Below are 23,300 nucleotides of genomic sequence, written 5' to 3' on the forward strand. Positions count from 1 at the left end.
GTGGGAGCCTCCCGTCTTCTTCCCCACCGGAAACCTTCCAGCGGTAAGTTGTCTGCATGACCGCCGCCGAGGACGCCGACGCCGCCCCGCGACGCGGGTACCGCAAGGGTGCCGAGCGGCGGGTGCAGATCCTCGACGAGATGATCCGGATGGTCGCCGAGCAGGGCGTCGATGCCTCGTCGCTGCGGTCCGTGGCCGAGGCCCTCGGCATCACCCACGCCGCACTGCGGCACTACTTCCCCTCGCGCGACGACCTGCTGCTCGCGGTCTACCGGGAGCACGAGGTGCGCGAGCAGAACTCGCCGGACCGGTTGGCGTCGGCGATCGGCGACATGCGGGACAGCGCCAGGCGCAACCGCGAGGTGCCCGGGCTCGTGCAGCTCTACACGACGCTCGCCGCGGACGCCGTCGGCGAAGGACACCCGGCGACGAGTGACTTCATGCGCGAGCGCTTCGCGCGGCTGCGGTCGGAGCTCGCCGTGCTGATCCAGCGGGACCAGGACCTCGGGCGCATCCGGGGCGACCTCGAGGCGACGGACCTGGCGTCCCTGAGCATCGCGGCGTCCGACGGGCTGCAGGTGCAGTGGCTGCTCGACCCGGACGCGGTCGACGGGGAGCGCGTGCTGCGGCTGCTCGAGCAGCTCGTGCCGCCGCCCGCGTCCTGACGCCCGCGTGCTCTGACGTCCCCGCACGTGCGTCGAGGGAGCAGGCGACGTCGGGTGCCCTGGGGCGACTCGACGTCGTCTGCTCCCTCGATGGGGGCGTGCCTGCGTCCTAGGCGGTCAGCACCGCGGCCGCGGGGTCGAAGTCCTCGGGCAGGGGCGGGATCGACGCCACGGTCGAGGTGATGTCGACGGCCGTGTGCGACTCGGCGGCGTCGCGGATGCCGAGCAGCACGTCGAGGACGTGCAGCGCGGTGGCACCCGAGGCGCGCTCGGGGCGGTCCTCGGCGATCGCGCGGGCGAGGTCGACGACCCCGGTGCCGCGGCCCCAGGTCGACCCGACGGCGGTGATCGTCTCGGGCTCGTCCTGGCCGTACCGCCACAGGGTGGAGTCACCCTCGAACGTGTTCGGGTCCGGGAGCGAGATCGTGCCGAGCGTGCCGTTGATCTCCACGAAGCCCTGGCGCGGCATCGCGTGCTGGAACGAGAACGTCGACTGTGCCGACTGCCCACCGGCGAACTCGATGAGGGCCGCGTGGTGCGTGGGGACCTCGACCGGGAACGTCTCGCCCGCCCGGTCGCCGGACGCGATGGTCCGACGCTCGAGCGACTTCGACGACACGGCCTGCACGCGGGTGGCGGCACCGAGGGCGTGGACGAGCGTCGTCACGTAGTACGGACCCATGTCGAACAGCGGACCGGCACCCGTGGCGAACAGGAAGTCCGGGTTCGGGTGCCATGCCTCGGGACCGGGCACGTGGAACATCGTCGTCGCGGAGAGCGGCTCGCCGATGTCACCGCGGGCGATGGCCCGGAGCGCGGTCTGGATGCCGGCGCCGAGCACGGTGTCCGGCGCCGTCGCGACCCGGAGGCCCTTGGCCTTCGCGGACTCGAGCACCGCTGCTGCGGAGTCGTGGTCCGTGGCGATCGGCTTCTCGCTCCAGACGTGCTTGCCGGCGTCGATGATCTGCTGGTCGACCTCCGCGTGTGCGGCCGGGATCGTCAGGTTGATGACGATCTGGACGTCGTCGCGGGCCAGGAGCTCCTCGACCGACCCGGACGCCCCGACGCCGTACTCCGCTGCCTGGGCGGCGGCACGGTCGAGCAGGACGTCGGCGACGAAGCGGACCTCGACGTCGGCGAACTGCGTCAGGTTCGTCAGGTACTGCGTGGAGATGTTGCCGGCACCGATGATGCCGATCCCGACGCGGCTCACTTGTCGTTGTCCCCGAGCCAGGTGAGGGACTCGGCGATGCCCTCGAAGACGTCGCCCTTGTACGCGTCGAACTCGACGACGCGGATGGCCTGGGGCGCTGCGGCGAGGATCGACACCACGTCGACGTCGCCCTGGCCGGCGGGGGTCTGGTTCTCGAAGGCGCGCTGCAGGGCCTCGGGGACGATGAGGGCGCTCTCGGACGAGGGCAGGGCGTCGCGGATGTCGCCGTCGACCTGGCCGTCCTTCACGTGGATCGCGACGACGCGGTCGCCGAGGGAGCGGAGCACGGCGGGGGCGTCCGCGCCACCGACGGTCGCCCAGAAGGTGTCGACCTCGAGGACGGTCTCCGGGGCGAGCTGCTCGACGAAGAGCTCGTAGACCGTGCGGCCCTCGACCTTGTTCGTGAACTCCCACTGGTGGTTGTGGTACCCGAACTGCAGGCCACGGGCTGCGGCCTCGGCGGTGAGCTCGTTGACGCGGTCGGCGATCGCCTTGACGTCGTCGGCAGTCTGCCAGCGGTCGGTCGGGATGAAGGGGTCGATGACGGTGCGGATGCCGAGGCGCTCGGCGGCGTCCCAGATCGGGGCGGTGTCAGCGGCGTCGATCACGGCGACGTGGCCGGACGGGGCCTTCAGGCCGGTGGCGGCGAAGGCACGCTCGAGGTCGGCGGCACGTTCGACGAACGCGTAGGGCTCGACGTTCTCGTACCCGATCTCGCGCACGCGGGCGATGGCCGCATCGAGGTCGTCGGCGATGGCGTCTCGCAGCGAGTACAGCTGCACGGAGGTGATGGGCATTGCGCGGGGCTCCTTCGGTCCTGACTGGGCTGTGCTGACCCGTCGAGGACGCGATGCTCCGCGGCGAGATCGAGGACGACGCTACACCGAAAACCACCCGGTGTGTAGTTTTGTGTCACTCGTGTCCGCGACGCGGGGCACCGGCGTCCGCACCCCGCGACGATGGGCCGGCGTACCGGGCGCGCGCCGAGCCTCCCGGGCTAGCGTGGACCGGTGCTCCACGACGCGACCCTGACCTTCGACAGCCCCGCCGGACGCATCCGCGGCCAGCGCGACGACGGGGTGGTGCGGGTCCTCGGGATCCCGTACGCGCAGGCCGACCGCTTCCAGCCGCCGCAGCCCGTGCCGCCGTTCCCCGGCGTGTTCGACGCGGACACCCCGGCGCCCCTCGCGCCGCAGTCGGCCTCCCCGGTCGTCGACCAGCTCCTGCACGTGGTCGAGGCCGAGGTCGACGAACACTGCCAGCGGCTCTCGATCACCCTGCCGGCCGACGTCGGCGACGACGAACGACTGCCGGTGATGGTCTGGGTGCACGGCGGCTCGTACGTCATCGGCGGCGGCGACCTGCCCATGAACGACCCGGTCGACCTGGTCACCGAGCAGCGGGTGGTCGTCGTGACCGTCACCTTCCGGCTCGGGGTGCTCGGCTTCCTCGGCGACGGCGAGCGGGTGCCGGCGAACCTCGGCCTGCTCGACCTCGTCGCGTCGCTCGGGTGGGTGCACGAGAACATCGCCGCGTTCGGCGGTGACCCCGAGAACGTCACCGTGTTCGGGCAGTCCGCCGGCGGTGACGCCGTCGCGCACCTGATGATCAGCGACGGCACCGAGGGGCTGTTCCACCGGGCGATCGTGCAGAGCGCGCCGCTCGGGCTGTCGCGAGGACGCTCCCGGATGAACCGCGCGATGGTGCGGACCATCGGCGCGGTCGGCCCGGACACGGCGCTCGAGGACCTGCTCGACCGACAGACCCGTGCGGAGCGGATCGCGATGCCGTTCGGCCTGCGCGGCGGGATGCCCTACGGAACGCAGTACGGCTTCGCGCCGCTGCCCGCGGAGCGCGACCTGGCGGATGCCTGGCGCCGGGTCGCTCCGCGCATCGACCTGATGATCGGTTCGGCCGCGGACGAGACCGCGATGTACGTCCCCGTGCTGCCGGTCGTGCGCCGGGTCGCCCGCAACCGGGTGGGTCGTGCGCTCGTGCGGTGGTGGCTCGTCCGCCCGCTGACCGAGGTGATCTACGGCCGTGATGCCCGTCGGTTCGCCGACCGGCACCGCGCCGGCGGCGGGACGGCGGTCCGCTACCGGTTGCTCCGCGGTGCGACGCGGCGGCCGACCGGCGCGGCGCACATGGGTGAGCTGCCGATGCTGCTCGGCCGGCGTGAGGCCTGGGCCGGCAGCACGTTCGTGTCCGAGCGCGACTGGCCCGAGGCCGAACGCCGCGGCCCAGGCATCCGAGCGATCTGGGCCGAGTTCGCGCGGACCGGGCGGGTCACGGCGCCGAGCGACGAGACGCTGACGTTCGACCGCGGGTGACGCTGCCGGGCAGCCGGAGTCGGCGCTGGTCGGCAGGTCCTCGCGGCACCCCCTGAACTGGCGGTATCCACGGTCGTTCCACCCCCGGAGAATCAGGGCATGCCCGTGTCCGCCGATCCCGACCTCCGTGCCCGCATCGTGGCCGCGGGGATCTTCGCGTACCGCGCCGCCGACTTCCACCAGGTCGGACCCGACGAGGTCGCCATCCACGCCGACATCTCCATCGAGGAGTTCCGCCGCGTCTACCCGGTGTGGGAGCTCTTCATCGTGGCCGTCATCGACCGCTGGAACACCGCCACGCAGCAGGCCCTGCGCTCGATCGGCGAGCGTGAGGGCGCTGTCGCCTACATCCGGGCCCGCCTGGAGACCGGCGAGGGCGACCCCGCGCTGGTCCGCCTGCACCTGGCGCTGTTGAGTGCCGCGTCGACGCCGGGTCACGCCGCTGCCGGGTGGTTCCGCAAGCAGTACACGCTGGCGTTCGAGGACCTCACCGTCATGCTCGCCCGCGACGTCGTGATGGGGCGCGAGGCCCGTGGCACCGCCCCGAGGCACAGCGCCGAGCAGCTGCTCGCGTTGTACGAGGGGCTGCAGCTGCAGTCGTTGCTCCGTGACCAGGCAGACCTGCTCGCCGGGTACGACCGCGCCGTCGCGCGGATGCGGGTCGGGTGGGCGAACGGCCCGGTCGCGCAGCCGGCTCGCTAGCTGTCCTCGCGCTGGCTGCCGTCGCGCTGGTCGTCGTCGCGCTGGAATGCCAACCGCATCACCGACCGCCGGGTGGTCGGGTGCGTCACCTCGTGGAACCCCGCCGCGTCGAAGGCCGACCGCGGGCCGACGAACAGCTCACCCCAGATGTCCTCGACCCCGGGCGCCAGCTCCATCGGGTAGCCCTCGACCGCCCGGGCCCCGTGCCGCCGGGCGTGCTCGACCGCACCCACGACCAGCGCATGGCTGACGCCCTGACGCCGGAAGCCCTTCCGCACCACGAAGCACGCGATCGCCCAGACACCCTCGTCCGCGCGGTCCTCCTGCCGCCCCGCCCACTGCACCCGCGTCTTCCGGAAGCGGACGAACGCCGGCCGCGGTTCGACCGCCGCCCAGCCGACCGGTTCACCGTCGCGGTAGGCCACGATCCCGGTCGTCTCCCGCGCCTCCGGGTCGTCGCACCCCGTCTCTGCCCGGAACCGCCGCGTCCGCTCCTCCACCGGCATGTCCGTGAAGGTCCGGTCGGAGGTCTTCAGCCACTGGCAGTGGCACCGCGCCGGGTCGCCGCGCTCGCCGAACACGCGGTCGAGGTCCTCCCACGGCACCTCGTTCGCCGGTCGGAACGTCGTCGCACCGCCGCTGGTCGTCTCGCTCGTCGCCATCGGTGGGCCCTCCCGTCGCCCGATGGCGCTCAGGGTAGTCCCGCACCAGCGGTGGACGACAGCGCCGGACAGGAGGCTCGGCGCGGCACGCGTGCGCTCGTGCGGCTTCCTGGGATGGTCGGGTCATGGAGTACACGGACTACGACACCCGGCTGGCGGCGTACGGCGTGGTCACGCACGAGGGCCGGGTGCTGCTGGCGATGCAGCGCTTCCCCGAGGCCGGGACCTGGGCGCTGCCCGGCGGCGGCGTCGAGTACGACGAAGGGGTCGAGCAGGCCGTCGTCCGCGAGTTCATGGAGGAGACCGGGTACGAGGTCGCCGTCGGGGGACTGCTCGGCGTGCGGCACCACCTGGTGCCCGCGGAGCGACGGATGCACGAGAACGGCCGACCGATGAAGGCCGTGCAGGTCGTGTTCCGCGTCCGGATCACCGGCGGCGCCCTGCGGGACGAGGCCGACGGCTCCACCGAGCGGGCGGACTGGATCCCGATCGCGGAGCTCCCGCACCACCGCCACGGTCTGGTCGTGCCGATCGCGCTCGGGTGGGCGGGCGCGCTCAGCTGAGTCACTCCGCGATGACGCTGAAGACGTTGCCGGAGGGGTCGGTGAACCACGCGATGAGCGGGCCGCCCTTGCGGTTGACGCCCTTGGCGTCGGTCATGCCCTCGTACTGCAGGAACGTCACGCCCTTCGCGGTGAGCTCGTCGACCGCGGCGTCGACGTCGGGCACCGGGAAGTTGAGCACCGTGAAGGCCGCGGGCTCGTGCGCCGGACCCTTCGGGTAGGCCAACACCCACCTCCCGCCGCCGAGCTGGAGCGCGAGCATGCCGTGGTCCTCGGTGACCTCGAGCCCGAGGACGTCCTCGTAGAACGCCCTCGCCTCGGCCGGGTCCCGCACGGAGAACCCGCTGAACGCCTTCGTCGCGTCGATCGTCATGCCGACAGTGAACTCCTCTGGGAGGATGAGGGCGTGCGTACGGAGGGAACGGTCGACGACGCCGTCCGCCGCGCGGTCGAGCTTGCCGCGTCCGGGGAGCGCGTCGTGCTCGGGATCGCCGGAGCCCCCGGCGCGGGCAAGTCGACCCTCGCCCGCCGCGTGGTCGTCGCCGTCGACGAGCACCTCGGCAGCGGCACCGCCGTGCAGGTGCCCATGGACGGCTTCCACCTGTCGAACGCCGCACTCGACCGCCTCGGCCGGCACGACCGCAAGGGCGCGATCGACACCTTCGACGCCGACGGGTACGTCGCCCTCGTCCGCCGACTGGTGCGTGCGGACGAACCCGTCGTGTGGGCCCCGGACTTCGACCGACGCGTCGACGAGCCCGTCGCTGGCAGCATCGCCGTCCCGCAGGCAGCCCGGCTCGTGGTCTCCGAGGGCAACTACCTGCTCGACGACTCCGCACCCTGGGACGCCCTGGAAGACCTGTTCACCGAGACCTGGTTCTGCGCGGTCGACGACGGGGTCCGCGTCGACCGCCTCGTCGGTCGGCACATGCGGCACGGGCGCGACCACGAGGCCGCGCGCACCTGGGCGGTGGAGGTCGACGGCGTGAACGCCGCACGGGTCGCTGCCACGGTGAGCCGAGCCTCCCGGACCGTCCGGACCTGACCACCTGCGGGCCGCGACCCGCGCCACCTCGAGGAGCCACCATGACCATCGCCATCACCGGAGCGACCGGCAACATCGGCGGCGCCGTCGCCCGCGCGCTCGCCGCGGACGGCGTGCCGTTCCGGATGGTCGTGCGCGACCCCGCCCGTGCTCCGGAGCTGCCCGGGACCGAGGTGCGGACGGCGACGTTCGCGGATGCCGCAGCGTCGCGGGCGGCGCTCGAGGGCGTCGACCTGCTGCTCATGGTCTCGGGCGCGGAGGCCCAGGACCGGCTGGAGCAGCACCGGACCTTCGTGACGGCGGCTGCGGACGCGGGTGTCCGGCACGTCGTCTACACGTCGTTCATGGGCGCGGCGGAGGACGCCACCTTCACACTCGGACGCGACCACTGGGCGACCGAGCAGGCGATCCGCGCGACCGACATGGCGCACACGTTCCTGCGGGACAGCTTCTACCTGGACTTCGTCGAGGACCTGGTCGGGGAGGACGGCGTGATCCGGGGTCCGGCGGGTGACGGCGCGATGGCGGCGGTCGCGCGCGCGGACGTCGCGCGGGTGGCGACGTCCGTCCTCCGGGACCCGGCGGCGCACCTCGACCGGACGTACGACCTGACCGGGCCGGCGGCGATCACGCTCGCCGAGGCGGCGTCGATCGTGAGTGCCGAGCGCGGTCGTGCCGTGCGGTACCAGCCGGAGACGATGGAGGAGGCCTACGCCTCGCGGGCGCGGTGGAACCCGGAGCGGTGGCAGGCGGACGCGTGGGTCAGCACGTACACGGCGATCGCGGAGGGGGCGCTCGCGCGGGTCACGGGAGACGTCGAGCGGGTGACGGGTCGGGCGCCGATGTCGTTGCGGGACGTCTTGCGCGCGGGGTGACGCTGCGCGCGGCTCAGGGCACCCGGCGCGCCGCCAGGGTGCCCACGACGCCGAGCACGAGCACCGCGACGAGCACGACGAGCAGCGGCGCCGTCCAGTCCCCGGTCGCACCGTGGAGCGCGCCGGCGACGATCGGGCCCGCGGACCCGAGCAGGTACCCGCCGCCCTGCACGAACGCCGACATCCGGCGGGCGTCGTCGTCGTTCGAGACGAGCCGGACGATGATGATGAAGATCACCGTGATGCCGCCGCCCTGGGCCGCACCGCCGAGGATCGACCACAGCAGCCACAGCTGCGGTGCGAACAGCAGCCCGAGGGGCATCGCGAGCCACAGGGTCCCGACGAGGGACAGGATCGCCCGGGGGCGCCAGCGCGCGGCGAGCACCGGCACACCGAGCGCTCCGACGACCGCGAGGATCTGGAACACCGAGGAGCTCGCACCGGAGGACGCCTTCGAGAAGCCGATCTCGTCGTGCAGCAGCGTCGGGATCCAGGCGGTCAGGGCGTAGTACGAGAAGGCCTGTCCACCGAAGGCGAACGTCAGACCGATCGTCACCCAGCGGGTCGGGCGGACGACGGAGACCCGGGTCGGCGCGGTCGTGGTGCGGACGGCACCGGTGTCGAGCACCTGGTCGATGGGCCCGGTGACCGGCAGCGGCTCGGCAGGTGCACCCGAGCGCGGGCCGAGCCAGGCGGCACGTGCACCCACCGTGTACGTCCACGCGAGGCCGGCGATCAGCGCGAACACACCCCACAGGGCGATGGCGACCGGCCAGCCCCACAGGTCGGCGATCGGGGCGGTGCCGAGCGAGGTCGTCATCGACCCCACGTTGAGCGCGGACGTGTAGACGCCGGTGACGATCCCGACGCGTTCCGGCGAGGTGTCGCGGCGGATGACCACCGGGACGACGACGTTGCCGATCGTGATGCCGATGCCGATCACCGCGGTGCCGATGAGCAGCGCGGCGGCACTCGGCAGCGACCGGATCACCGTGCCGACGAGCACGACGACGAGCGACAGCGACACCGCCCGCTCCGGGGTGGCCTTCGCGATCACCCAGCTCGCGAGCGGCGTCGCGAGGGCGAAGCAGAGCACGGGGATCGTCGTGAGCAACCCCGCGACGGTCGTGGTGAGCCCGAGGTCCATCCGGGCGTCCCCGATGACGGGTGCCGGCGCGACGATCGGCCCGCGGAAGTTCAGCGCGACCAGGACGATCGCGACCGGCAGGACCCAGCCCGCGCGGCGGACCAGCTCCCCCCTGGTGCTCACGCCCGGCCGGCGAGGTCGGCGGCGGACGTCCCGGCAGCGCCCGAGCCGGCAGCGCCCGAGCCGGCGGCGTCCGACTCCGGCAGCAGGATCGGCAGCAGGTCGAGCGGGGTGGCGGCGGTCGCGATGGTGCCGACGGCCTCGGCGGGGGAGCCGTAGCCCCACTCGGCGAAGACGACGGGCACCCCGTGCACCGCTGCGCCCTCGACGTCGTGCAGCCGGTCGCCGACGAGCACCGGTCGGCTGATGTCGAACCCGCGGGCGTCGAGGCGCTTGAGCGCTTCCTCGACCACGTCGGCCTTCGACGACCGGACCTCGTCGTCGCTCGCACCGGTGATCACGTCGATGTCCCCGACGAGTCCGTAGTGGTCGAGGATGTACGTCGCCGGGGTCTCGGGCTTGCTCGTCGCGGTCGAGATCGGCAGGCCGGCCTGGTGCAGGGTGCGGAGCACGACGTCGATGCCGTCGAACATGCGGGAGTCGAGCGCCCCGTGCGAGAAGTAGTGCTCGCGGTACACGGCCAGGGTGCGGTCGGCGAGCTCGTCGTCCATGCCCATCGCGATGTGGAAGGTGTCGAGGATCGGCGGGCCGACGAACGACATCATCGTCGCGTGGTCGGGGACGGGCACCCCGACCTGGCGGAACGTGTACGTCAGGCTCTCGAGGATGCCCGGCGCCGAGTCGCTGATGGTGCCGTCGAGGTCGAAGAGGATGGCGCTGAACGGGCTGGTCATGTCAGGACCAGCCTAACCGGGGCAGTGGAGGCGACCGTCAGCGGGGCGGGACGTGCGCTGTGGAGCCGGGCCGAGCCTCCTGGCCGGAGGCTGTTCCTTCCCGTCACGGCCGCGCTGGCAGGCGGGATCGCGCGTTGCGGGTCCGAAGGAACGACTCGCCACGCGCGGTTCCACTCGCCACGCGCGGAAGGACCCGCGGCGCGCAAGACGACCCGCCACGCGCGCCGGGAACCCTCAGAACAAGCGGGTGTGCCCGCCCTCGATGCCGCGCATCGCGTCGTAGTCGAGCACCAGCACGCGGATGCCGCGGTCCTCGGCGAGGGTGCGGGCCTGCGGTGCCACGGTCTGCGCCGCGAGGACACCCTGCACCGGACGCAGCATCGGGTCGCGGTTCATCAGCTCGAGGTAGCGCGTGAGCTGCTCGACCGCGTCGATGTTGGCGTTCCGCTTCATCTCCACGGCGACGCTCGCACCGGCGTCGTCCCGCGCCAGGATGTCGACCGGCCCGATGGCGGTCATGTACTCGCGACGGACGAGCGTGTGCCCGTCGCCGAGGAGCTCGATCTGCTCGGACAGGAGCTGTTGCAGGTGGGCCTCGACCCCGTCCTTGACCAGCCCCGGGTCGACGCCGAGGTCGTGGGTCTGGTCGGCGATGACCTCGTGGATGCTGACCACGAGCTTGTCCTGGGTCTTCTTCTGCGTGACCGTCCAGACCTGCTCGATGCCGGCGGAGGCCTGGTCCTCGGAGGGCTCACCGATCTCGATCGAGCACGGCGGGCTCATCCAGTTCAGCGGCTTGTAGCTGCCGCCGTCCGAGTGGACGAGCAGCGAGCCGTCCGCCTTGAGCATGAGGAGCCGGGTCGCGAGGGGCAGGTGAGCCGCGAGGCGACCGGCGTAGTCGACGGAGCAACGGGCGATGACGAGACGCACCCGGGAAGCCTAACGGGCGTCGCGTCGCGCTCCGGTCGCGCTGGTCGCGTCGGCCTGGCTCGTCGCGTCCGTCTCGTGGGTCGCGTCCGTCTCGTCGTTCCGGGCCGGGAGGCTCGGGCCGGCCCCGGTAGTCCCGGTCGCCTCCGGCGTCCGCTCGCGGGCCGCACCGGATGCCAGACCCGCCGCGATGATGAACACGAACACGATGAGCAGGCCGTGGAGCAGGCCGAAGTGCTCGCCGACGAGACCGATGATCGGCGGGCCGGCGAGGAACGCGACGTAGCCGATGGTGGCCACGGCGCTGACGCGGGCGGCCGCGGTGCGGGGGTCGTCCGCGGCGGCGGACATGCCCATCGGGAAGCCGAGCGACGCCCCGAGGCCCCACAGCACCACGCCGACGATCGCCAGCGGCACGCTCGGCACGAAGATCAGCATGCCGAGGCCCACGACGGCCACGGCGGCGCTCGCGCGGAGGACGGGGACGCGGCCGAACCGGTCGATGAGCGGGCTGCCGGCGACGCGACCAGCGGTCATCGCGGCGAGGAACACGGTGAGCACGGCCGAGCCGCCGTCGTTCTCCAGCCCGTGGCCGTCGATCATGGCGAGGGGCAGCCAGTCGTTCGCGGAGCCCTCGGCCAGGGCCATGCCGAGCACGATCACGCCGATGAGCAGCGTCGACGGCTGGCGCCAGACGGCCCAGCGCGAGACGGGGAGCGGCACGGGGCTGGTGTCGGTGGCCTCGGCCTCGATGACCCGCTCGTCGCCGAACCAGCGCACGACGGTCACCATCGCCAGGCTCGTGAGGATGCCGAGGACGATGAAGTGCAGGGCGACCGGGACCTCGAGCCGCTCGGCCAGGGCACCGAGCCCGGCGCCGGCGAGCGTGCCGAGGCTGAACGCGGCGTGGAACAGCGGCATGATCGTGCGTCCGCCGAGCCGTTCGGCCGTGGCGCCCGTCACGTTCATCGACACGTCGCACAGCCCGTTGCCGAACCCGAACGCGATGAGGCTGATCCAGATCGCCGCGAAGCCCCAGCCCAGGCTGACCGAGATGCCGGCCATCACGAGCCCGAGCGCCAGGCAGACGGCGGCGATCTGCACGCCGCGCTTGGCTCCGAGCTTCCCGACGATGTGCCCCGCGAAGGTCAGGCCGGCGATGGACCCGACGCTCATCCCGACGACGAGCAGCCCCATCGTCAGGGTGCTGGCGCTGAGCTCGTCGCGCACGCTGGGGATGCGTCCGAGCCAGGTGGCGATGTCGAGCCCCGAGAGCGTGAACACGACGAACACGGCGTTGCGCCACGCTCGGGTGCTCCGTGCGGTCGTGGTGGCGGACGCCGTCGTCATGGTGCTTCCGATCGAATCGATTCGAGTGTGGTTCTCCGATACGCTAACCGGCGATGGACGACACGGCAACACACGGCGGCGCGTCGGGGACTCCCCGCGTGGCCGGCACCGTCCCCGCCACCGCGCGGACCGCTCGGCCGACGCTCGTCGCCGTCGCCCGTGCCGCCGGGGTGGCACCGTCCACCGCGTCCCTGGCGTTCAGCGGCACCGGTCCGGTGTCCGAGGAGACCCGCGCCCGGGTCCTCGCCGCCGCGGCGGAGCTCGGCTACGACGGACCCGACCCGCGCGCCCGGTCGCTGCGCCGCGGCCGGTCCGGCGTCATCGGCGTCGTGATGGACGAACGTCTCAGCGATGCCTTCCGCGACCCGGTCAACGTCCTGACGCTCGACGGCATCGCCGAGGTCGCGGGGGAGGCCGGCGCCTCCCTGTTGCTCGTCCGCAGCCCGCTCGACGACGAGCGCGGTGCCGGACCCCTGGTCGACGCCCCGATGGACGCCGTCGTGCTCGTCGGCTGCAACGTGCGGGTCGACCCCGCGGTCGCCGTGCTCCGGCGCCGCGGGATCCCCGTCGTCGCGATCGAGGCCGACGACATCGAGGGCGCTGTCCCGATCAAGCTCGACAACCGCGAGGGCTCGGGTCGTGCGGCCGAGTACCTCCGCGACCTCGGCCACACCGCCGTGACGGTCGTCGCGCTGCCCCTCGACGCCTCGCACCACCGCGGGCCGATCAGCGCCGAGCGCTTCGCCGCCGGCGCTGCCTTCACCACCACGGAACGGCTCCGCGGGGTGTGGGACGTGTTCCCGGACGCCGTCGCGATCGAGGCCGGCGGCAGCTCGGTGGAGGAGGGCCGCATCGCCGGCGCCGCGCTCTTCGCGGTCGACGGCAGCCGTCCGACCGCGGTGGTGGCGCAGAGCGACCTGCTCGCCGTCGGGGTGATCTCGGCGGCGCTCGAGGCCGGGCTCCGCGTGCCGGAGGACGTCAGCGTCGTCGGCTTCGACGGCATCCAGGTCGACGACAGCCTGTTCCACCGCTCCCCGATCCGGCAGCTGACCACGCTCGTGCAGCCCTTCGTGCAGAAGGGCCAGGCGGCGGCCCGGGCTGCCCTGGCGATGCTCGAGGGCGAGTCACCCGAGGGTGCCGCGTTCCGCTCCGAGCTCCGCGTCGGCGACACGACGGCGCCCCCGCGGGGCTGAGCCGCCCCTACCGCGCCATCGCGACGGCGATCCACCCCGGCCGGTGCGCCCGCACGCCGAGCGTCACCGCGCGCACCCCGATGTACCCGAACGAGAACACCGCCCACAGCGACGCGAGCCCGTCCCCGACCACCCACAGCAGCGGCAGGTACACGACGAGGTTCACCGCCCCCGCGATCGCCAGGTAGCGGGCGTCCCCGGCGCCGATGAGCACCCCGTCGAGCACGAACACGTACCCGGCGACCGGCATCCCCGCCGCGATGAGCACGAGCACGAGTGGCAGTGATCCCCGAACCGCGGCCGAGTCCGAGAACACCGGGCCGAGCACCCCGCTGACGGCGAGCGTGAGGAGTCCGAGCAGCACCCCGCCGCCGATCCCGAGCACGACGAGCCGGGTCGTGACGAGCCGGACCCGGTCTGCGTCCCGCGCACCGAGCGCGTGCCCGACCAGCGCCTGCCCCGCGATGGCCAGCGCGTCGAGTGCGAACGCCAGGGTGCTGAACACCGTCAGGCCGACCTGCATCGTCGCGAGCCCGACCGTGCCGAGGCCCGCGGCCACCCCGACGGTCGCGAGCATCGCCACGCGCAGCGACGCCGTGCGGAGGAACAGCCAGGCGCCCGACCGCAGCGCCCGCACCACGCCGGACGCCCCGGGACGCAGGGGAGCGCCCACGCGACGGGCTGCCCGCACGGCGATCACCACGTACACCGCGGCCATCGCCCACTGCACGAGCACGGTGCCGGCCGCCGAGCCCTCCACGCCCCAGCCGAACCCGTAGATGAGCAGTGCGTTGAGCAGCCCGTTCGCGACGAACCCGACCGTCGCGACGACGAGCGGCGTCCTGGTGTCCTGCAGTCCGCGGAGCAGGCCGGTCGAGGCCGTCACGACGAGGATCCCGGGCAGCCCGATGAGCGACACGAGGAGGTACGCGGTGGCCGCGGCGGACACCTCGGCCGATGCCCCGAACACCGACACGAGCGGTCCGGCGAGCGGCCAGCCGACCAGGGCGAGCACGACGCCGAGCACGAGCGCGAGCCACATCCCGTCGATGCCCGCGTGCACCGCGCCCCGACGGTCGCCACCACCGAGCGCCCGGGCCACCGCCGGTGTCGTCGAGTAGGCCAGGAACACCAGCAGCCCCGTCACGGTCTGCAGCACGGCACTCGCGAGCCCGACGGCCGCGAGCGGGGTCGCCCCGAGGTGCCCGACGAGCGCGGTGTCCGTCAGCAGGAACAGCGGTTCGACGACCAGCGCACCGAGCGCGGGCAGCGCCAGCCGGACGATGTCGCGGTCGACGGCACGGCGGGACGAGGGCATCAGGACATCATGCCGCCGACTACCCTCGCCCGTGTGGACGTGGTCGCGCTCGTGCCGGGTGCCGTCGGTCTGGCCCTCAGTCCGCTCACCGTCGCCTCGGTGGTCTTCCTGCTCGGACACCGCCGCGGGTACGGCTCCGCGGTGGCCTGCGCGACGGGCTGGATCACCACGATCGCCGTCGCGCTCGTGGTCGCGGTGCTCGTCGGCGAACGGCTGCCGGCCCGGACCGGTGCGGGTGGGACGCCCGTCGAGGCCCTCGTCGCCCTCGGCGCGGGCGTCGTGCTGCTCGCGCTCGCCGTCTGGCAGTGGTCGGTCCGACGGCTCCCCGACGGGTCGCCCGCCAGCTCCCGGTGGTCCGCGGCGATGGAGTCGATCGGTCCGCGCCGCGCGTTCGGCGTCGGCGTGCTGTGGTTCGTGTCGAGCCCGAAGGCGCTCGTCCTGGCGCTCGGCGCCGGCCTGGCCTTCGGTGACGCCGACCCGGCTGCCGCCGAGACGGTCGTCGCCGGTGCGCTCTTCGTGCTCGTCGGGGGATCGACGGCGTTCCTGCCGATCGTCCTCGCCGTCACCCTCGGTGCCCGGGCCAGGCGCGCGCTCGCCGCGATGCGCGGGTGGATCGCCCGCTGGGGCTCGGTGTTCCTGGTGGTCGTGCTGGTGCTGCTCGCGGTCGTCCAGCTCGTGACGGGTGTGGTCGGTCTGCTCGCCTGAGCGGGTGGTCGCGTCGGTCCGGACGGGAGGCCGTGGTGCCGCCGTGCGCGCAGCCCGCGCCGGCGGGGCGGTCGCGACCAGGCCCTCCCGTCCGTCAGCGACTCAGCGTCGGTCGACCCGCGGCTCCGCCGTGACCGCTCCGGTGGCGGCGTGCGCCGACTCCGTGGCAACGGGCTCCGCCGGGTCGGTGCCCCGCGCGCGACCGATGAGGTCCATCAGGTGGTAGACCACGATCGCCGCGACGGTGCCGACGATGATGCCGCCGAAGCTGGCCTGCCCGAACGAGAACGTGAAGTCCGCGATGCCGATGATGAGCGCGATGCCTGCGGTGAGCTGGTTCTTCGGCTTGGCGAAGTCGACGCGGTTCTCCACCCAGATGCGGATGCCGATGACCCCGATCAGGCCGTAGAGCGCGGTCGTCGCCCCACCGAGCACGCCGGCGGGGACCGAGGAGATGACCGCGCCGATCTTCGGGGACAGCCCGAGCAGGACGGCGGCGATCGCGGCGACCCAGTAGGCGGCCGTGGAGAAGACGCGGGTGGCGGCCATCACCCCGATGTTCTCGCCGTAGGTCGTCGTCGCGGAGCCGCCGCCGATGCCGGCCAGGACCGTCGAGACGCCGTCGGCGAAGAGTGCCCGTCCGGTCAGCGGGGTGAGGTCACGGCCGGTGAGCTGGCCGACGCCCTTGACGTGCCCGACGTTCTCGGCGACCAGCGCCAGGACCACCGGCACGAAGGCCAGGTAGATCGGCAGCTGCGCGGGGTCGAACGCAGGGGCCGTGAAGGTCGGCAGGCCGACCCAGGGGACGTCGGCGACGGCGGAGAAGTCGACCTGCCCGCCGATCAGGGCGGCCACGTAGCCGACCACGACGCCGATGACGATGGACAGGCGCCCGATGAGCCCCTTGAACAGGACGGTCACCAGGATGATCGCGAGCAGGGTGATGACCGCGATGACGGGCGACTTCGTGAAGTTGTCGCGGGCGGCGGGCGCCAGGTTGAAGCCGATGAGCGCGACGATCGCGCCGGAGACGATCGGCGGCATCAGGCGGTCGATCCACCCGGCGCCGGCCAGGTGCACGACGAGGCCGACGACCGCGAGCAGGGCGCCGACGACGATGATGCCGGACAGCGCGAGCGGGATGCCACCGATCTTCGTCGCGGCGCCGATCGGGGCGATGAACGCGAACGAGGACCCGAGGTAGCTCGGCAGGCGGTTGCCGGTGACGAGCAGGAACAGGATCGTGCCGATGCCGCTGAAGAGCAGTGTCGTGGACGGCGGGAACCCCGTCAGCAGGGGCACCAGGAAGGTCGCGCCGAACATCGCCACGACGTGCTGCACGCCCAGGCCGATCGTCCGCGGCCAGGTGAGGCGCTCGTCCGGCGCCACGATCGTCGTCGCGGAGACGGTCGCACCGTCACCGTGCAGCTTCCACGGAAGTCCCATGCGATGACCGTACCGGCCAGCGACCAGCCGATGGACGTCCTGTGGAGGACTCGCCGGGGGGACCTGCGGGGGCCCGGTGACTATCGTGGAGCGCATGACCGACGTCGCAGGCACCACCGGAATCCGAACCGACGAACTCGACCCTGACGTGTCCCCGAAGGACGACCTCTACCGGCACGTCAACGGGAAGTGGATCGCGGCGACGCCGATCCCCGACGACAAGGCGCGCTACGGCTCGTTCACGGTGCTGGCCGAAGCGGCAGAGGCCGCCGTCCGCACCATCGTCGAGCGCTCGCAGCTGGCTCCGGAGGGCACCGAGGAGCGCAAGGTCGGCGACCTCTACACGGCGTTCACCGACGAGGTCGCGCTCGAGGCCCTGGGCACGGGCCCGATCGAACCGCTCCTCGCTGAGATCGCCGCGATCGAGACCACCGCCGACGTCGTGCGGATGGTCGGTCGCTTCGAGCGCCTCGGCCTGCCGAGCTTCATCCAGCTCTTCGTCGACAACGACCCGGGTGACCCCGACTCGTACGTCGTGTTCCTCGAGCAGTCCGGACTCGGCCTGCCCGACGAGTCGTACTACCGCGAGGAGCGCTTCGCCGACATCCGCGAGAAGTACCGCGAGTTCGTCGCCGCGATCTTCCCGCTCGCCGGGTTCGAGGCCGGCGCCGAGCGCACCGAGCACGTGGTGGCGCTCGAGACGGCGCTCGCCGCGGAGCACTGGGACAACGTCGCCACCCGCGACAGCCAGAAGACCTACAACAAGCTGCCGTGGGCCGAGGTCGCCGCACTGGCACCCGGCGTCGACCTGCAGCTCTGGTGGCAGGCCATCGGCGCCCCCGTCGGCGCCTTCGACACCGTGGTCGTCCGGGAGCCGTCGTTCCTCACCGGCCTGTCCGAGCTGCTCCGCGACCAGCCGCTCACCGTCTGGAAGGACTGGCTCGCCTGGCAGGTGATCCGGGGATCGGCGCCGTACCTGACGAGCGCGTTCTCGGCGACGAGCTTCTCGTTCTACGGCACCGCGCTCACCGGTGCGCCCAAGCAGCGCGAGCGCTGGAAGCGCGGCGTCTCGCTCGTCGAGGGCGCGATGGGCGAGGCCGTCGGTCGGATCTACGTCGCCGAGCACTTCGACGAGACCTCGAAGGTCACGATGGACGACCTCGTGGCGAACCTGGTCGAGGCCTACCGCCAGAGCATCACCGCGCTCGACTGGATGACCGACGAGACCCGGACACGTGCGCTCGAGAAGCTCGACAAGTTCACGCCGAAGATCGGCTACCCGGTGAAGTGGCGCGACTACTCCGCGCTGCCCGTCGCCGCGGACGACCTGCTCGGCAACGTCCGCGCCGTGGCCTCGTTCCAGGTCGACCGCGAGCTCGGCAAGATCGGCACCCCGATCGACCGCGACGAGTGGTTCATGACGCCGCAGACGATCAACGCGTACTACAACCCGGGCTTCAACGAGATCGTGTTCCCGGCCGCGATCCTGCAGTTCCCGTTCTTCGACGCCTCGCGTGACGCCGCCGCCAACTACGGCGCGATCGGTGCCGTCATCGGGCACGAGATCGGCCACGGCTTCGACGACCAGGGCTCGCAGTACGACGGTGACGGACGCCTGCAGAACTGGTGGACCGAGGCCGACCGCCAGGCCTTCGAGGAGCGCACCAAGGCCCTCATCGCCCAGTACGACGCCCTCGTCCCGACCGAGGTGCCGGACGGACACGTCAACGGCGCGCTCACGATCGGCGAGAACATCGGTGACCTCGGCGGCCTCTCCATCGCGTGGAAGGCGTACCTGATCTCCCTCGACGGCCAGGAGCCCCCCGTGGTCGACGGCCTGACCGGTGCCGAGCGGTTCTTCCTCAGCTGGGCCCAGGCCTGGCAGATGGCGATCCGCCCGGAGGAGGCCGCACGGCTCCTGACGATCGACCCGCACTCGCCGACCGAGTTCCGCTGCAACCAGGTGGTCAAGAACATCGACGTGTTCTACGACACCTTCGGCGTCACGGAGCAGGACGCGATGTACCTCGACCCCGCCGAGCGCGTCGCCATCTGGTGATGGTCGAGCCCGACGCGGCTCCGTCCTCGCGGCGGCGTCGCCAGGACGGTCGCTCCGGCGCGGGCACCCGTGCTCGGGGACGGCACCGCGGCGGGGCGGAGGAGCGCTTCGTCGCGACCGTGGACGCGCTCGGGTCGCTGGCGCACGACGGCGCCGCGGTCAGTGCGTCGGTCATCGACACGTCGACCGGTCGGGCGTTGCTGGCCGTGGACGACCGACTCGTGCAGCCCGTCGGCAGCCTCGGTCGGGTGTTGCTCCTGACCGAGGTCGCGGCACGGCTCGAGGACGGCCGCCTGCACGGTGACCGGCTGCAGCGGATGGCCCGGGACACCGCGGCCGGGCCGGGCCTCTGGCAGTTCCTGCAGGAGCCGACCATGCAGGTCCCCGACCTCGCGACCCTGGTGGCGGCGACCGCCGACGCGTGGGCGACGAACGCACTGCTCTCGCTGGTCGGGATCGACGCCGTCCGCGAGCGTGCCGAGGCGCTCGGGGTCGAGCGCTCGGCGTTCATCGACCGGGTGCGGGACCGCCGTGGTCCCGACGACGCCCCGGACATCGCCGTCGCCGCCTCGGGTGAGCTCAGCTGGCTGATGCGCGGGCTCGCGCTCGGCGAGGTCGTCGACGAGGGCGTCTCGAACCGGGTCCTCGGGTGGCTGTCCCTCGCGGCCGACCTGTCGCTCGTCGCCGGGGCCTTCGGTCTCGACCCGCTGGCGCACCGCGCACTGGACCACGGCCTCCAGGCGGTGTCCGTCACCGGTGTCGGACGGGGGGTCCGCGCCGAGGCCGGGGTCCTGCGGGGCCCGGGTTCGTCGGTGAGCTACGCGGTGACGGTGACCTTCTCCGATGACACCCTCGACCAGCGGCTCGCGGTGGTCGAGGCCCTGCGCACGATGGGCACCGAGGTGCTCGAAGCCGTGCACACGACCGCCACTCGCTGACAGCACGACGGCCCCGACACGTCACGTGTCGGGGCCGTCGTCGGGACCGGGCTCAGCCGTGCTTCTTCGCGGCCTTGGCGATCTTCTTCGCGAGCTTCTTGCGTCCCTTGCGGGCGCGGGGGTCGTTCCACATCTTCCGGGCGGTCTCGCCCTTGGACTGCTTGATCACGGGGCGGTTCGACCGCGATCCGATCGCGAACGCGATGAGCACGACGGCTCCGATGACGATGACGCGGTTGCGCATGAGGTGTCCCTTCGGTGGTGGGGGCCGGCCGGTCAGCCGGTGACCCGTCGTACGAGGTCGGTGATGATCGGCCAGACGTCGCCGGCCCGGTCGGCGGACCCGACGGCGACGGCGACGAGCGGGTAGACGGTCACAGCGACGGTGACCAGCACCGCGAGGACCACGGGGACCCACGCGGCCACGGTCCGGCGTCGGGTGACGGCGAGGACCAGCAGGCCGAGGACCACCAGCCCGCCGAGGACCGTCACGAGCGTGACGCGGACGAACGGGAACGGCACCAGGCCGGCCGTCGTCGCGGTCACCCCGCCGAGGAACCCGACGAGCGGCAGGAAGCCGGCGGTGAAGACGAGCAGGACGACCAGCACGCCGACGACCGTGGCGATCCAGACGCCGCGGGCACGGGGTGGACGCTCACGTCCGAACCGTCGGCCGCTGCGTCCGGACCAGGCGGTCATGCGCGGGGGTCCCGGGCGTCGTCGGCGGCGGCTCGGGCCTCGTCAGCGGCGTCGGTGGCGTGCTCGACGTCCGCGTCGACGGACTCCTCCGCGCGCTCGGCCTCGGCGGCCTCGGCCTCGACGACCTCGTGCACCTGGTCGGCGGCGCTCACGGCCGCGTCACGAGCGGCGTCGGCGGCCTCGGCGGCCCGCTCGGCCACGTCGGCAGCGGCACGCTGGGTCCCGTCGGCGGTGTGCGCACCTGCGGTCGTGGTGGCGTCGGACGCGCGGGTGGCAGCGGTCGCGGTGGCGTCGACGGTGGCGTCACGGGCATGCCGTGCCGTCGCCTGGGCCGAGTCAGCGGCAGCGGCGGCGGTCTCCGACGCGCGCTGCAGGGCCTCGGTCCCGGCCGTGCGGGCACGGCCGGCGGTCTCGCGGACCTGGTCGGACACGTCCGACGCAGTGGAGCGCACCCGGTCGGCGGCGTCGGACGACGCGGAGCGCACCCGGTCGGCGGCGTCGGACGACGCGGAGCGCACCCGGTCGGCGGCGTCGGACGACGCGGCCCGCACCTGGTCGCTGGCGTCAGCGGCCGTGGCGCGCACCGTCGAAGCGGCGTCAGCGGCCGTGGCGCGCACCTGGTCCGTGGCGTCCTTGACCGCGTCCGAGGCCCTGTCGATCACGGACGGCTCGTCGTCGAACGGTCCGTGCACGTCGGTCACGTGGACCTCGACGTTCGCAGGGCGCTGGGCGGTCTCCTCGACGGCCCGCGCGACCTGCGAGCGGACCTCCTCGGCGACGGCGGTGACGGGCTGGGGGTACTCGACCACGAGCGACACCCGGACGTCGAGCGCGGTGTCGGCGTCGTCGACGGTCACGCCGAGGGCGCTGCCGGCCCGGCCGAGGCGGGAGCGCACCTGGTCGGCGGCTCGCTCCACCAGGCTGCCGAGGTGGTGCACCCCGTCGACGCCGAGCGCGGTGACGGCCGCGGTCCTGGCGGCGATCGTCAGGGTGCTCGCGTCGTCGGGCAGTGGCTCGGTGAGCGACGCGGGCAGCTCCACGTCGATGACGTGCGTGCGGGCGTGGGTGGCGTTCTGCATGGTCTCTCCTCCTCGGTCAGGGTGCGTCCGGTGCCGGACAGGCGACGACGGGGCACCCGTGGCGGGTACCCCGTCGTCGTCGGTGTGGGTGTCCTAGTTCTTGAAGACGTCCTTGACGTCCTCGCCGGTCTGCTTGACGCTGGCCGAGGCCTGGTCCTTCTTGCCTTCGGCGACCTTGGAGTCGTCGTCGGTCGCGTTGCCGAAGGCCTCCTTCGCCTTGCCGGCGATGTCCTGAGCGGCGTTCTTGATCTTGTCGTCGAGTCCCATGAGGGGTCCTTTCTCGAGGTGGGCGTGAGCCCGGTGGGGTGGTGGGTGAGCCGGGAGGCTCGGGGTGCGTCCGCGGGTCGGTGTCAGCCGACTCGGGGACGGGTCAGCCGACGCGGGACGGCTTGGCGAGGACCGAGCGGGTCCCGCCGGTGAGGTGGACGAGCACGGGGACCGGCCGTCCGAGGGTGCGGTCCAGGACCGCGAGGGCGTGGTCGACGGCGTCGAGCACGGCGACGGCGTCGCCGCCGCGGCGCACGGCAACCTTGATCCGGGCGGCGCGCTGCCGGCGGACCAGGAAGACGTCGACCTTCGCGTTCACGACGTCCCGGACCTCGCGCAGCTCGTGCTCCACGACGTCACGGACGAGCGCGACGTTGATCGTCACGGCGTCGTCGCCGGAGCGTTCCCGGACGGCGATGGACGTTCCGCCACCGCCGCGCGTGAACACCCAGATCAGGGCGAGCACGATCACGACCGCACACGCCACGGCCACGATCCACAGCGACGCGGCGGGGACGTCGACGCTGCGGGGCAGCTCGAGGTACGGACGCACCGCGTCGCGGACCGCGGGCAGGACGCCGGCGCCGATGGTCAGACCGACCAGGACGGCGACGATCCCGAGGACGAACAGGATGATGCGGTTGAGGGTGCGGTTGCTCTTGGTCATGACAGCGTCCCCTGTTCTGCGATGCGGACCTTGACCCGACGACCGAAGCGCTCGTCGAGCTGGCCGAGGCGGTCCTTGACGGCGTCGCGGACGATCCCCTCGTCCACGGCGATGCCGGAGACCGGGACCACTCGGACCTCGGTGCTGGTGCCACGCGAGGTGGCGGTGGCGTTGCCGTCCGGGACGCCCGCTGCGGTTCCGGCGGCGTTCGCTGCCGTCGCCGCGATGATGCGGGTGTCGATGATGACCGCGCCGCGCTCGTGCGGGACGGGGGAGCGGTGCTGACGACCGGGCTTCAGGGCCAGGACGACGAGGACGATCCCCAGCACGACGAGCACGCCGGCGATGACCTCGGCGATCGTGACGAACGCGGCGTCCGGGCGGAGCGCGGTGTCGACGGCCGTCTGCGGGTCGGCGAGCAGGGGTGCTGCGCCGACCGCGCGGAGGACGGACTCGGTGCCGATCCAGGCGGCCACCAGGGCGAGCACCACGAGCGCGACGGACACGGCGGTGGAACGGGAGCGGTGCACGCTCCGGCGCCGGATGCGTCGCTCGACGCCGCTGGCGCCGTTGGGACTGCTGCTCATGATGGTCTC

General features: G+C 72.9%; 26 protein-coding genes. 10 read left to right on the top strand and 16 right to left on the bottom strand.

The window, feature by feature from the left end; genetic code table 11:
* Positions 1-56 precede the first annotated feature (56 nt).
* A complete protein-coding gene (locus ITJ68_RS01735) occupies positions 57-665 on the top strand; it encodes a TetR/AcrR family transcriptional regulator (RefSeq protein WP_194659623.1) in 609 nt (202 codons plus the stop codon).
* A gap of 109 nt (positions 666-774) precedes the next feature.
* On the opposite strand, the gene ITJ68_RS01740 is transcribed toward ITJ68_RS01735, so the two are convergent.
* Both ITJ68_RS01740 and ITJ68_RS01745 read right to left on the bottom strand, forming a co-directional pair.
* Complete coding sequence (locus tag ITJ68_RS01740) at positions 775-1,878, bottom strand: Gfo/Idh/MocA family protein (protein ID WP_194659624.1); 1,104 nt, start codon at positions 1,876-1,878, stop codon at positions 775-777.
* On the bottom strand, positions 1,875-2,675 hold the full coding sequence (locus ITJ68_RS01745; RefSeq protein WP_194659625.1) for a sugar phosphate isomerase/epimerase family protein: 801 nt from the start codon (positions 2,673-2,675) through the stop codon (positions 1,875-1,877). The genes ITJ68_RS01740 and ITJ68_RS01745 overlap by 4 nt, the downstream gene beginning before the upstream one ends.
* 213 nt (positions 2,676-2,888) lie before the next feature.
* Here ITJ68_RS01745 and ITJ68_RS01750 point away from each other — a divergent pair, with 213 nt between their 5' ends.
* Together ITJ68_RS01750 and ITJ68_RS01755 are read left to right on the top strand one after the other, a co-directional pair.
* Entirely contained in the window at positions 2,889-4,208 is a 1,320-nt protein-coding gene (locus ITJ68_RS01750; RefSeq protein ID WP_194659626.1) for a carboxylesterase family protein, read from the top strand.
* A 99-nt stretch (positions 4,209-4,307) separates the two neighbouring features.
* Positions 4,308-4,910, top strand: coding sequence for a hypothetical protein (locus tag ITJ68_RS01755; RefSeq protein ID WP_194659627.1), 603 nt, complete (start codon positions 4,308-4,310; stop codon positions 4,908-4,910).
* Here ITJ68_RS01755 and ITJ68_RS01760 read toward each other — a convergent pair.
* On the bottom strand, positions 4,907-5,572 hold the full coding sequence (locus tag ITJ68_RS01760; RefSeq protein ID WP_194659628.1) for a GNAT family N-acetyltransferase: 666 nt from the start codon (positions 5,570-5,572) through the stop codon (positions 4,907-4,909). The two genes, ITJ68_RS01755 and ITJ68_RS01760, sit on opposite strands and share 4 nt — an antisense overlap.
* Positions 5,573-5,697: 125 nt before the next feature.
* Between ITJ68_RS01760 and ITJ68_RS01765 the strand changes: the two genes are divergently transcribed.
* Positions 5,698-6,135, top strand: coding sequence for an NUDIX hydrolase (locus tag ITJ68_RS01765; protein WP_071278688.1), 438 nt, complete (start codon positions 5,698-5,700; stop codon positions 6,133-6,135).
* A gap of 1 nt (position 6,136) precedes the next feature.
* Here ITJ68_RS01765 and ITJ68_RS01770 read toward each other — a convergent pair whose 3' ends face one another.
* Complete coding sequence (locus ITJ68_RS01770) at positions 6,137-6,508, bottom strand: VOC family protein (protein ID WP_194659629.1); 372 nt, start codon at positions 6,506-6,508, stop codon at positions 6,137-6,139.
* A gap of 33 nt (positions 6,509-6,541) precedes the next feature.
* Here ITJ68_RS01770 and ITJ68_RS01775 point away from each other — a divergent pair, with 33 nt between their 5' ends.
* A complete protein-coding gene (locus tag ITJ68_RS01775; RefSeq protein WP_194659630.1) occupies positions 6,542-7,180 on the top strand; it encodes a nucleoside/nucleotide kinase family protein in 639 nt (212 codons plus the stop codon).
* A gap of 41 nt (positions 7,181-7,221) precedes the next feature.
* Positions 7,222-8,055, top strand: coding sequence for an SDR family oxidoreductase (locus ITJ68_RS01780; RefSeq protein WP_194659631.1), 834 nt, complete (start codon positions 7,222-7,224; stop codon positions 8,053-8,055).
* Between the two features lie 13 nt (positions 8,056-8,068).
* On the opposite strand, the gene ITJ68_RS01785 is transcribed toward ITJ68_RS01780, so the two are convergent.
* From ITJ68_RS01785 to ITJ68_RS01800, 4 genes are all read right to left on the bottom strand, one after another.
* Positions 8,069-9,325, bottom strand: coding sequence for a CynX/NimT family MFS transporter (locus ITJ68_RS01785; protein ID WP_194659632.1), 1,257 nt, complete (start codon positions 9,323-9,325; stop codon positions 8,069-8,071).
* Entirely contained in the window at positions 9,322-10,056 is a 735-nt protein-coding gene (locus ITJ68_RS01790; RefSeq protein WP_194659633.1) for an HAD hydrolase-like protein, read from the bottom strand. The genes ITJ68_RS01785 and ITJ68_RS01790 overlap by 4 nt, the downstream gene beginning before the upstream one ends.
* A gap of 234 nt (positions 10,057-10,290) precedes the next feature.
* The gene (nucS, locus tag ITJ68_RS01795; RefSeq protein ID WP_071278704.1) at positions 10,291-10,986 is read right to left on the bottom strand and encodes an endonuclease NucS; all 696 of its coding nucleotides are present in this window, start codon (positions 10,984-10,986) and stop codon (positions 10,291-10,293) included.
* Positions 10,987-10,995: 9 nt separating this feature from the next.
* Positions 10,996-12,333 carry an MFS transporter gene (locus ITJ68_RS01800; RefSeq protein ID WP_194659634.1) on the bottom strand — a complete coding sequence of 446 codons (1,338 nt, stop codon included), beginning with the start codon at positions 12,331-12,333 and terminating at the stop codon, positions 10,996-10,998.
* 53 nt (positions 12,334-12,386) lie between these two features.
* Here ITJ68_RS01800 and ITJ68_RS01805 point away from each other — a divergent pair, with 53 nt between their 5' ends.
* Positions 12,387-13,526: a LacI family DNA-binding transcriptional regulator gene (locus tag ITJ68_RS01805; protein WP_194659635.1), complete on the top strand. Its 1,140-nt coding sequence runs from the start codon at positions 12,387-12,389 to the stop codon at positions 13,524-13,526.
* Positions 13,527-13,533: 7 nt separating this feature from the next.
* On the opposite strand, the gene ITJ68_RS01810 is transcribed toward ITJ68_RS01805, so the two are convergent.
* Positions 13,534-14,844, bottom strand: coding sequence for an MATE family efflux transporter (locus ITJ68_RS01810; RefSeq protein WP_194659636.1), 1,311 nt, complete (start codon positions 14,842-14,844; stop codon positions 13,534-13,536).
* Between the two features lie 9 nt (positions 14,845-14,853).
* Between ITJ68_RS01810 and ITJ68_RS01815 the strand changes: the two genes are divergently transcribed.
* On the top strand, positions 14,854-15,549 hold the full coding sequence (locus tag ITJ68_RS01815) for a GAP family protein (protein WP_194659637.1): 696 nt from the start codon (positions 14,854-14,856) through the stop codon (positions 15,547-15,549).
* 102 nt (positions 15,550-15,651) lie between these two features.
* Here ITJ68_RS01815 and ITJ68_RS01820 read toward each other — a convergent pair whose 3' ends face one another.
* Positions 15,652-16,995 carry a uracil-xanthine permease family protein gene (locus ITJ68_RS01820; RefSeq protein ID WP_194659638.1) on the bottom strand — a complete coding sequence of 448 codons (1,344 nt, stop codon included), beginning with the start codon at positions 16,993-16,995 and terminating at the stop codon, positions 15,652-15,654.
* A 94-nt stretch (positions 16,996-17,089) separates the two neighbouring features.
* Here ITJ68_RS01820 and ITJ68_RS01825 point away from each other — a divergent pair, with 94 nt between their 5' ends.
* Together ITJ68_RS01825 and ITJ68_RS01830 are read left to right on the top strand one after the other, a co-directional pair.
* A complete protein-coding gene (locus ITJ68_RS01825) occupies positions 17,090-19,054 on the top strand; it encodes a M13 family metallopeptidase (RefSeq protein WP_194659639.1) in 1,965 nt (654 codons plus the stop codon).
* Complete coding sequence (locus ITJ68_RS01830) at positions 19,054-19,992, top strand: serine hydrolase (protein WP_194659640.1); 939 nt, start codon at positions 19,054-19,056, stop codon at positions 19,990-19,992. The genes ITJ68_RS01825 and ITJ68_RS01830 overlap by 1 nt, the downstream gene beginning before the upstream one ends.
* Positions 19,993-20,044: 52 nt before the next feature.
* On the opposite strand, the gene ITJ68_RS01835 is transcribed toward ITJ68_RS01830, so the two are convergent.
* The 6 genes from ITJ68_RS01835 to ITJ68_RS01860 all read right to left on the bottom strand — a co-directional run bounded on the left by ITJ68_RS01835 (position 20,045) and on the right by ITJ68_RS01860 (position 23,291).
* Positions 20,045-20,236, bottom strand: a complete 192-nt coding sequence (locus tag ITJ68_RS01835; protein WP_194659641.1) for a hypothetical protein — start codon at positions 20,234-20,236, stop codon at positions 20,045-20,047.
* Positions 20,237-20,268: 32 nt separating this feature from the next.
* Positions 20,269-20,691 (bottom strand): MFS transporter permease, encoded by a 423-nt coding sequence (locus ITJ68_RS01840; protein ID WP_194659642.1) that lies wholly within the window; start codon positions 20,689-20,691, stop codon positions 20,269-20,271.
* Positions 20,688-21,770, bottom strand: coding sequence for an Asp23/Gls24 family envelope stress response protein (locus ITJ68_RS19300; RefSeq protein WP_194659643.1), 1,083 nt, complete (start codon positions 21,768-21,770; stop codon positions 20,688-20,690). The genes ITJ68_RS01840 and ITJ68_RS19300 overlap by 4 nt, the downstream gene beginning before the upstream one ends.
* Before the next feature lie 93 nt (positions 21,771-21,863).
* The gene (locus ITJ68_RS01850) at positions 21,864-22,037 is read right to left on the bottom strand and encodes a CsbD family protein (RefSeq protein ID WP_194659644.1); all 174 of its coding nucleotides are present in this window, start codon (positions 22,035-22,037) and stop codon (positions 21,864-21,866) included.
* Positions 22,038-22,140: 103 nt separating this feature from the next.
* A complete protein-coding gene (locus ITJ68_RS01855; protein ID WP_194659645.1) occupies positions 22,141-22,704 on the bottom strand; it encodes a hypothetical protein in 564 nt (187 codons plus the stop codon).
* Positions 22,701-23,291, bottom strand: a complete 591-nt coding sequence (locus tag ITJ68_RS01860; RefSeq protein ID WP_194659646.1) for a DUF6286 domain-containing protein — start codon at positions 23,289-23,291, stop codon at positions 22,701-22,703. Before ITJ68_RS01860 ends, ITJ68_RS01855 begins: the two co-directional genes overlap by 4 nt.
* Positions 23,292-23,300: the final 9 nt, after the last annotated feature.

The sequence above is a fragment of the Curtobacterium sp. VKM Ac-1395 genome (assembly GCF_015350975.1).
Lineage (GTDB): Bacteria > Actinomycetota > Actinomycetes > Actinomycetales > Microbacteriaceae > Curtobacterium.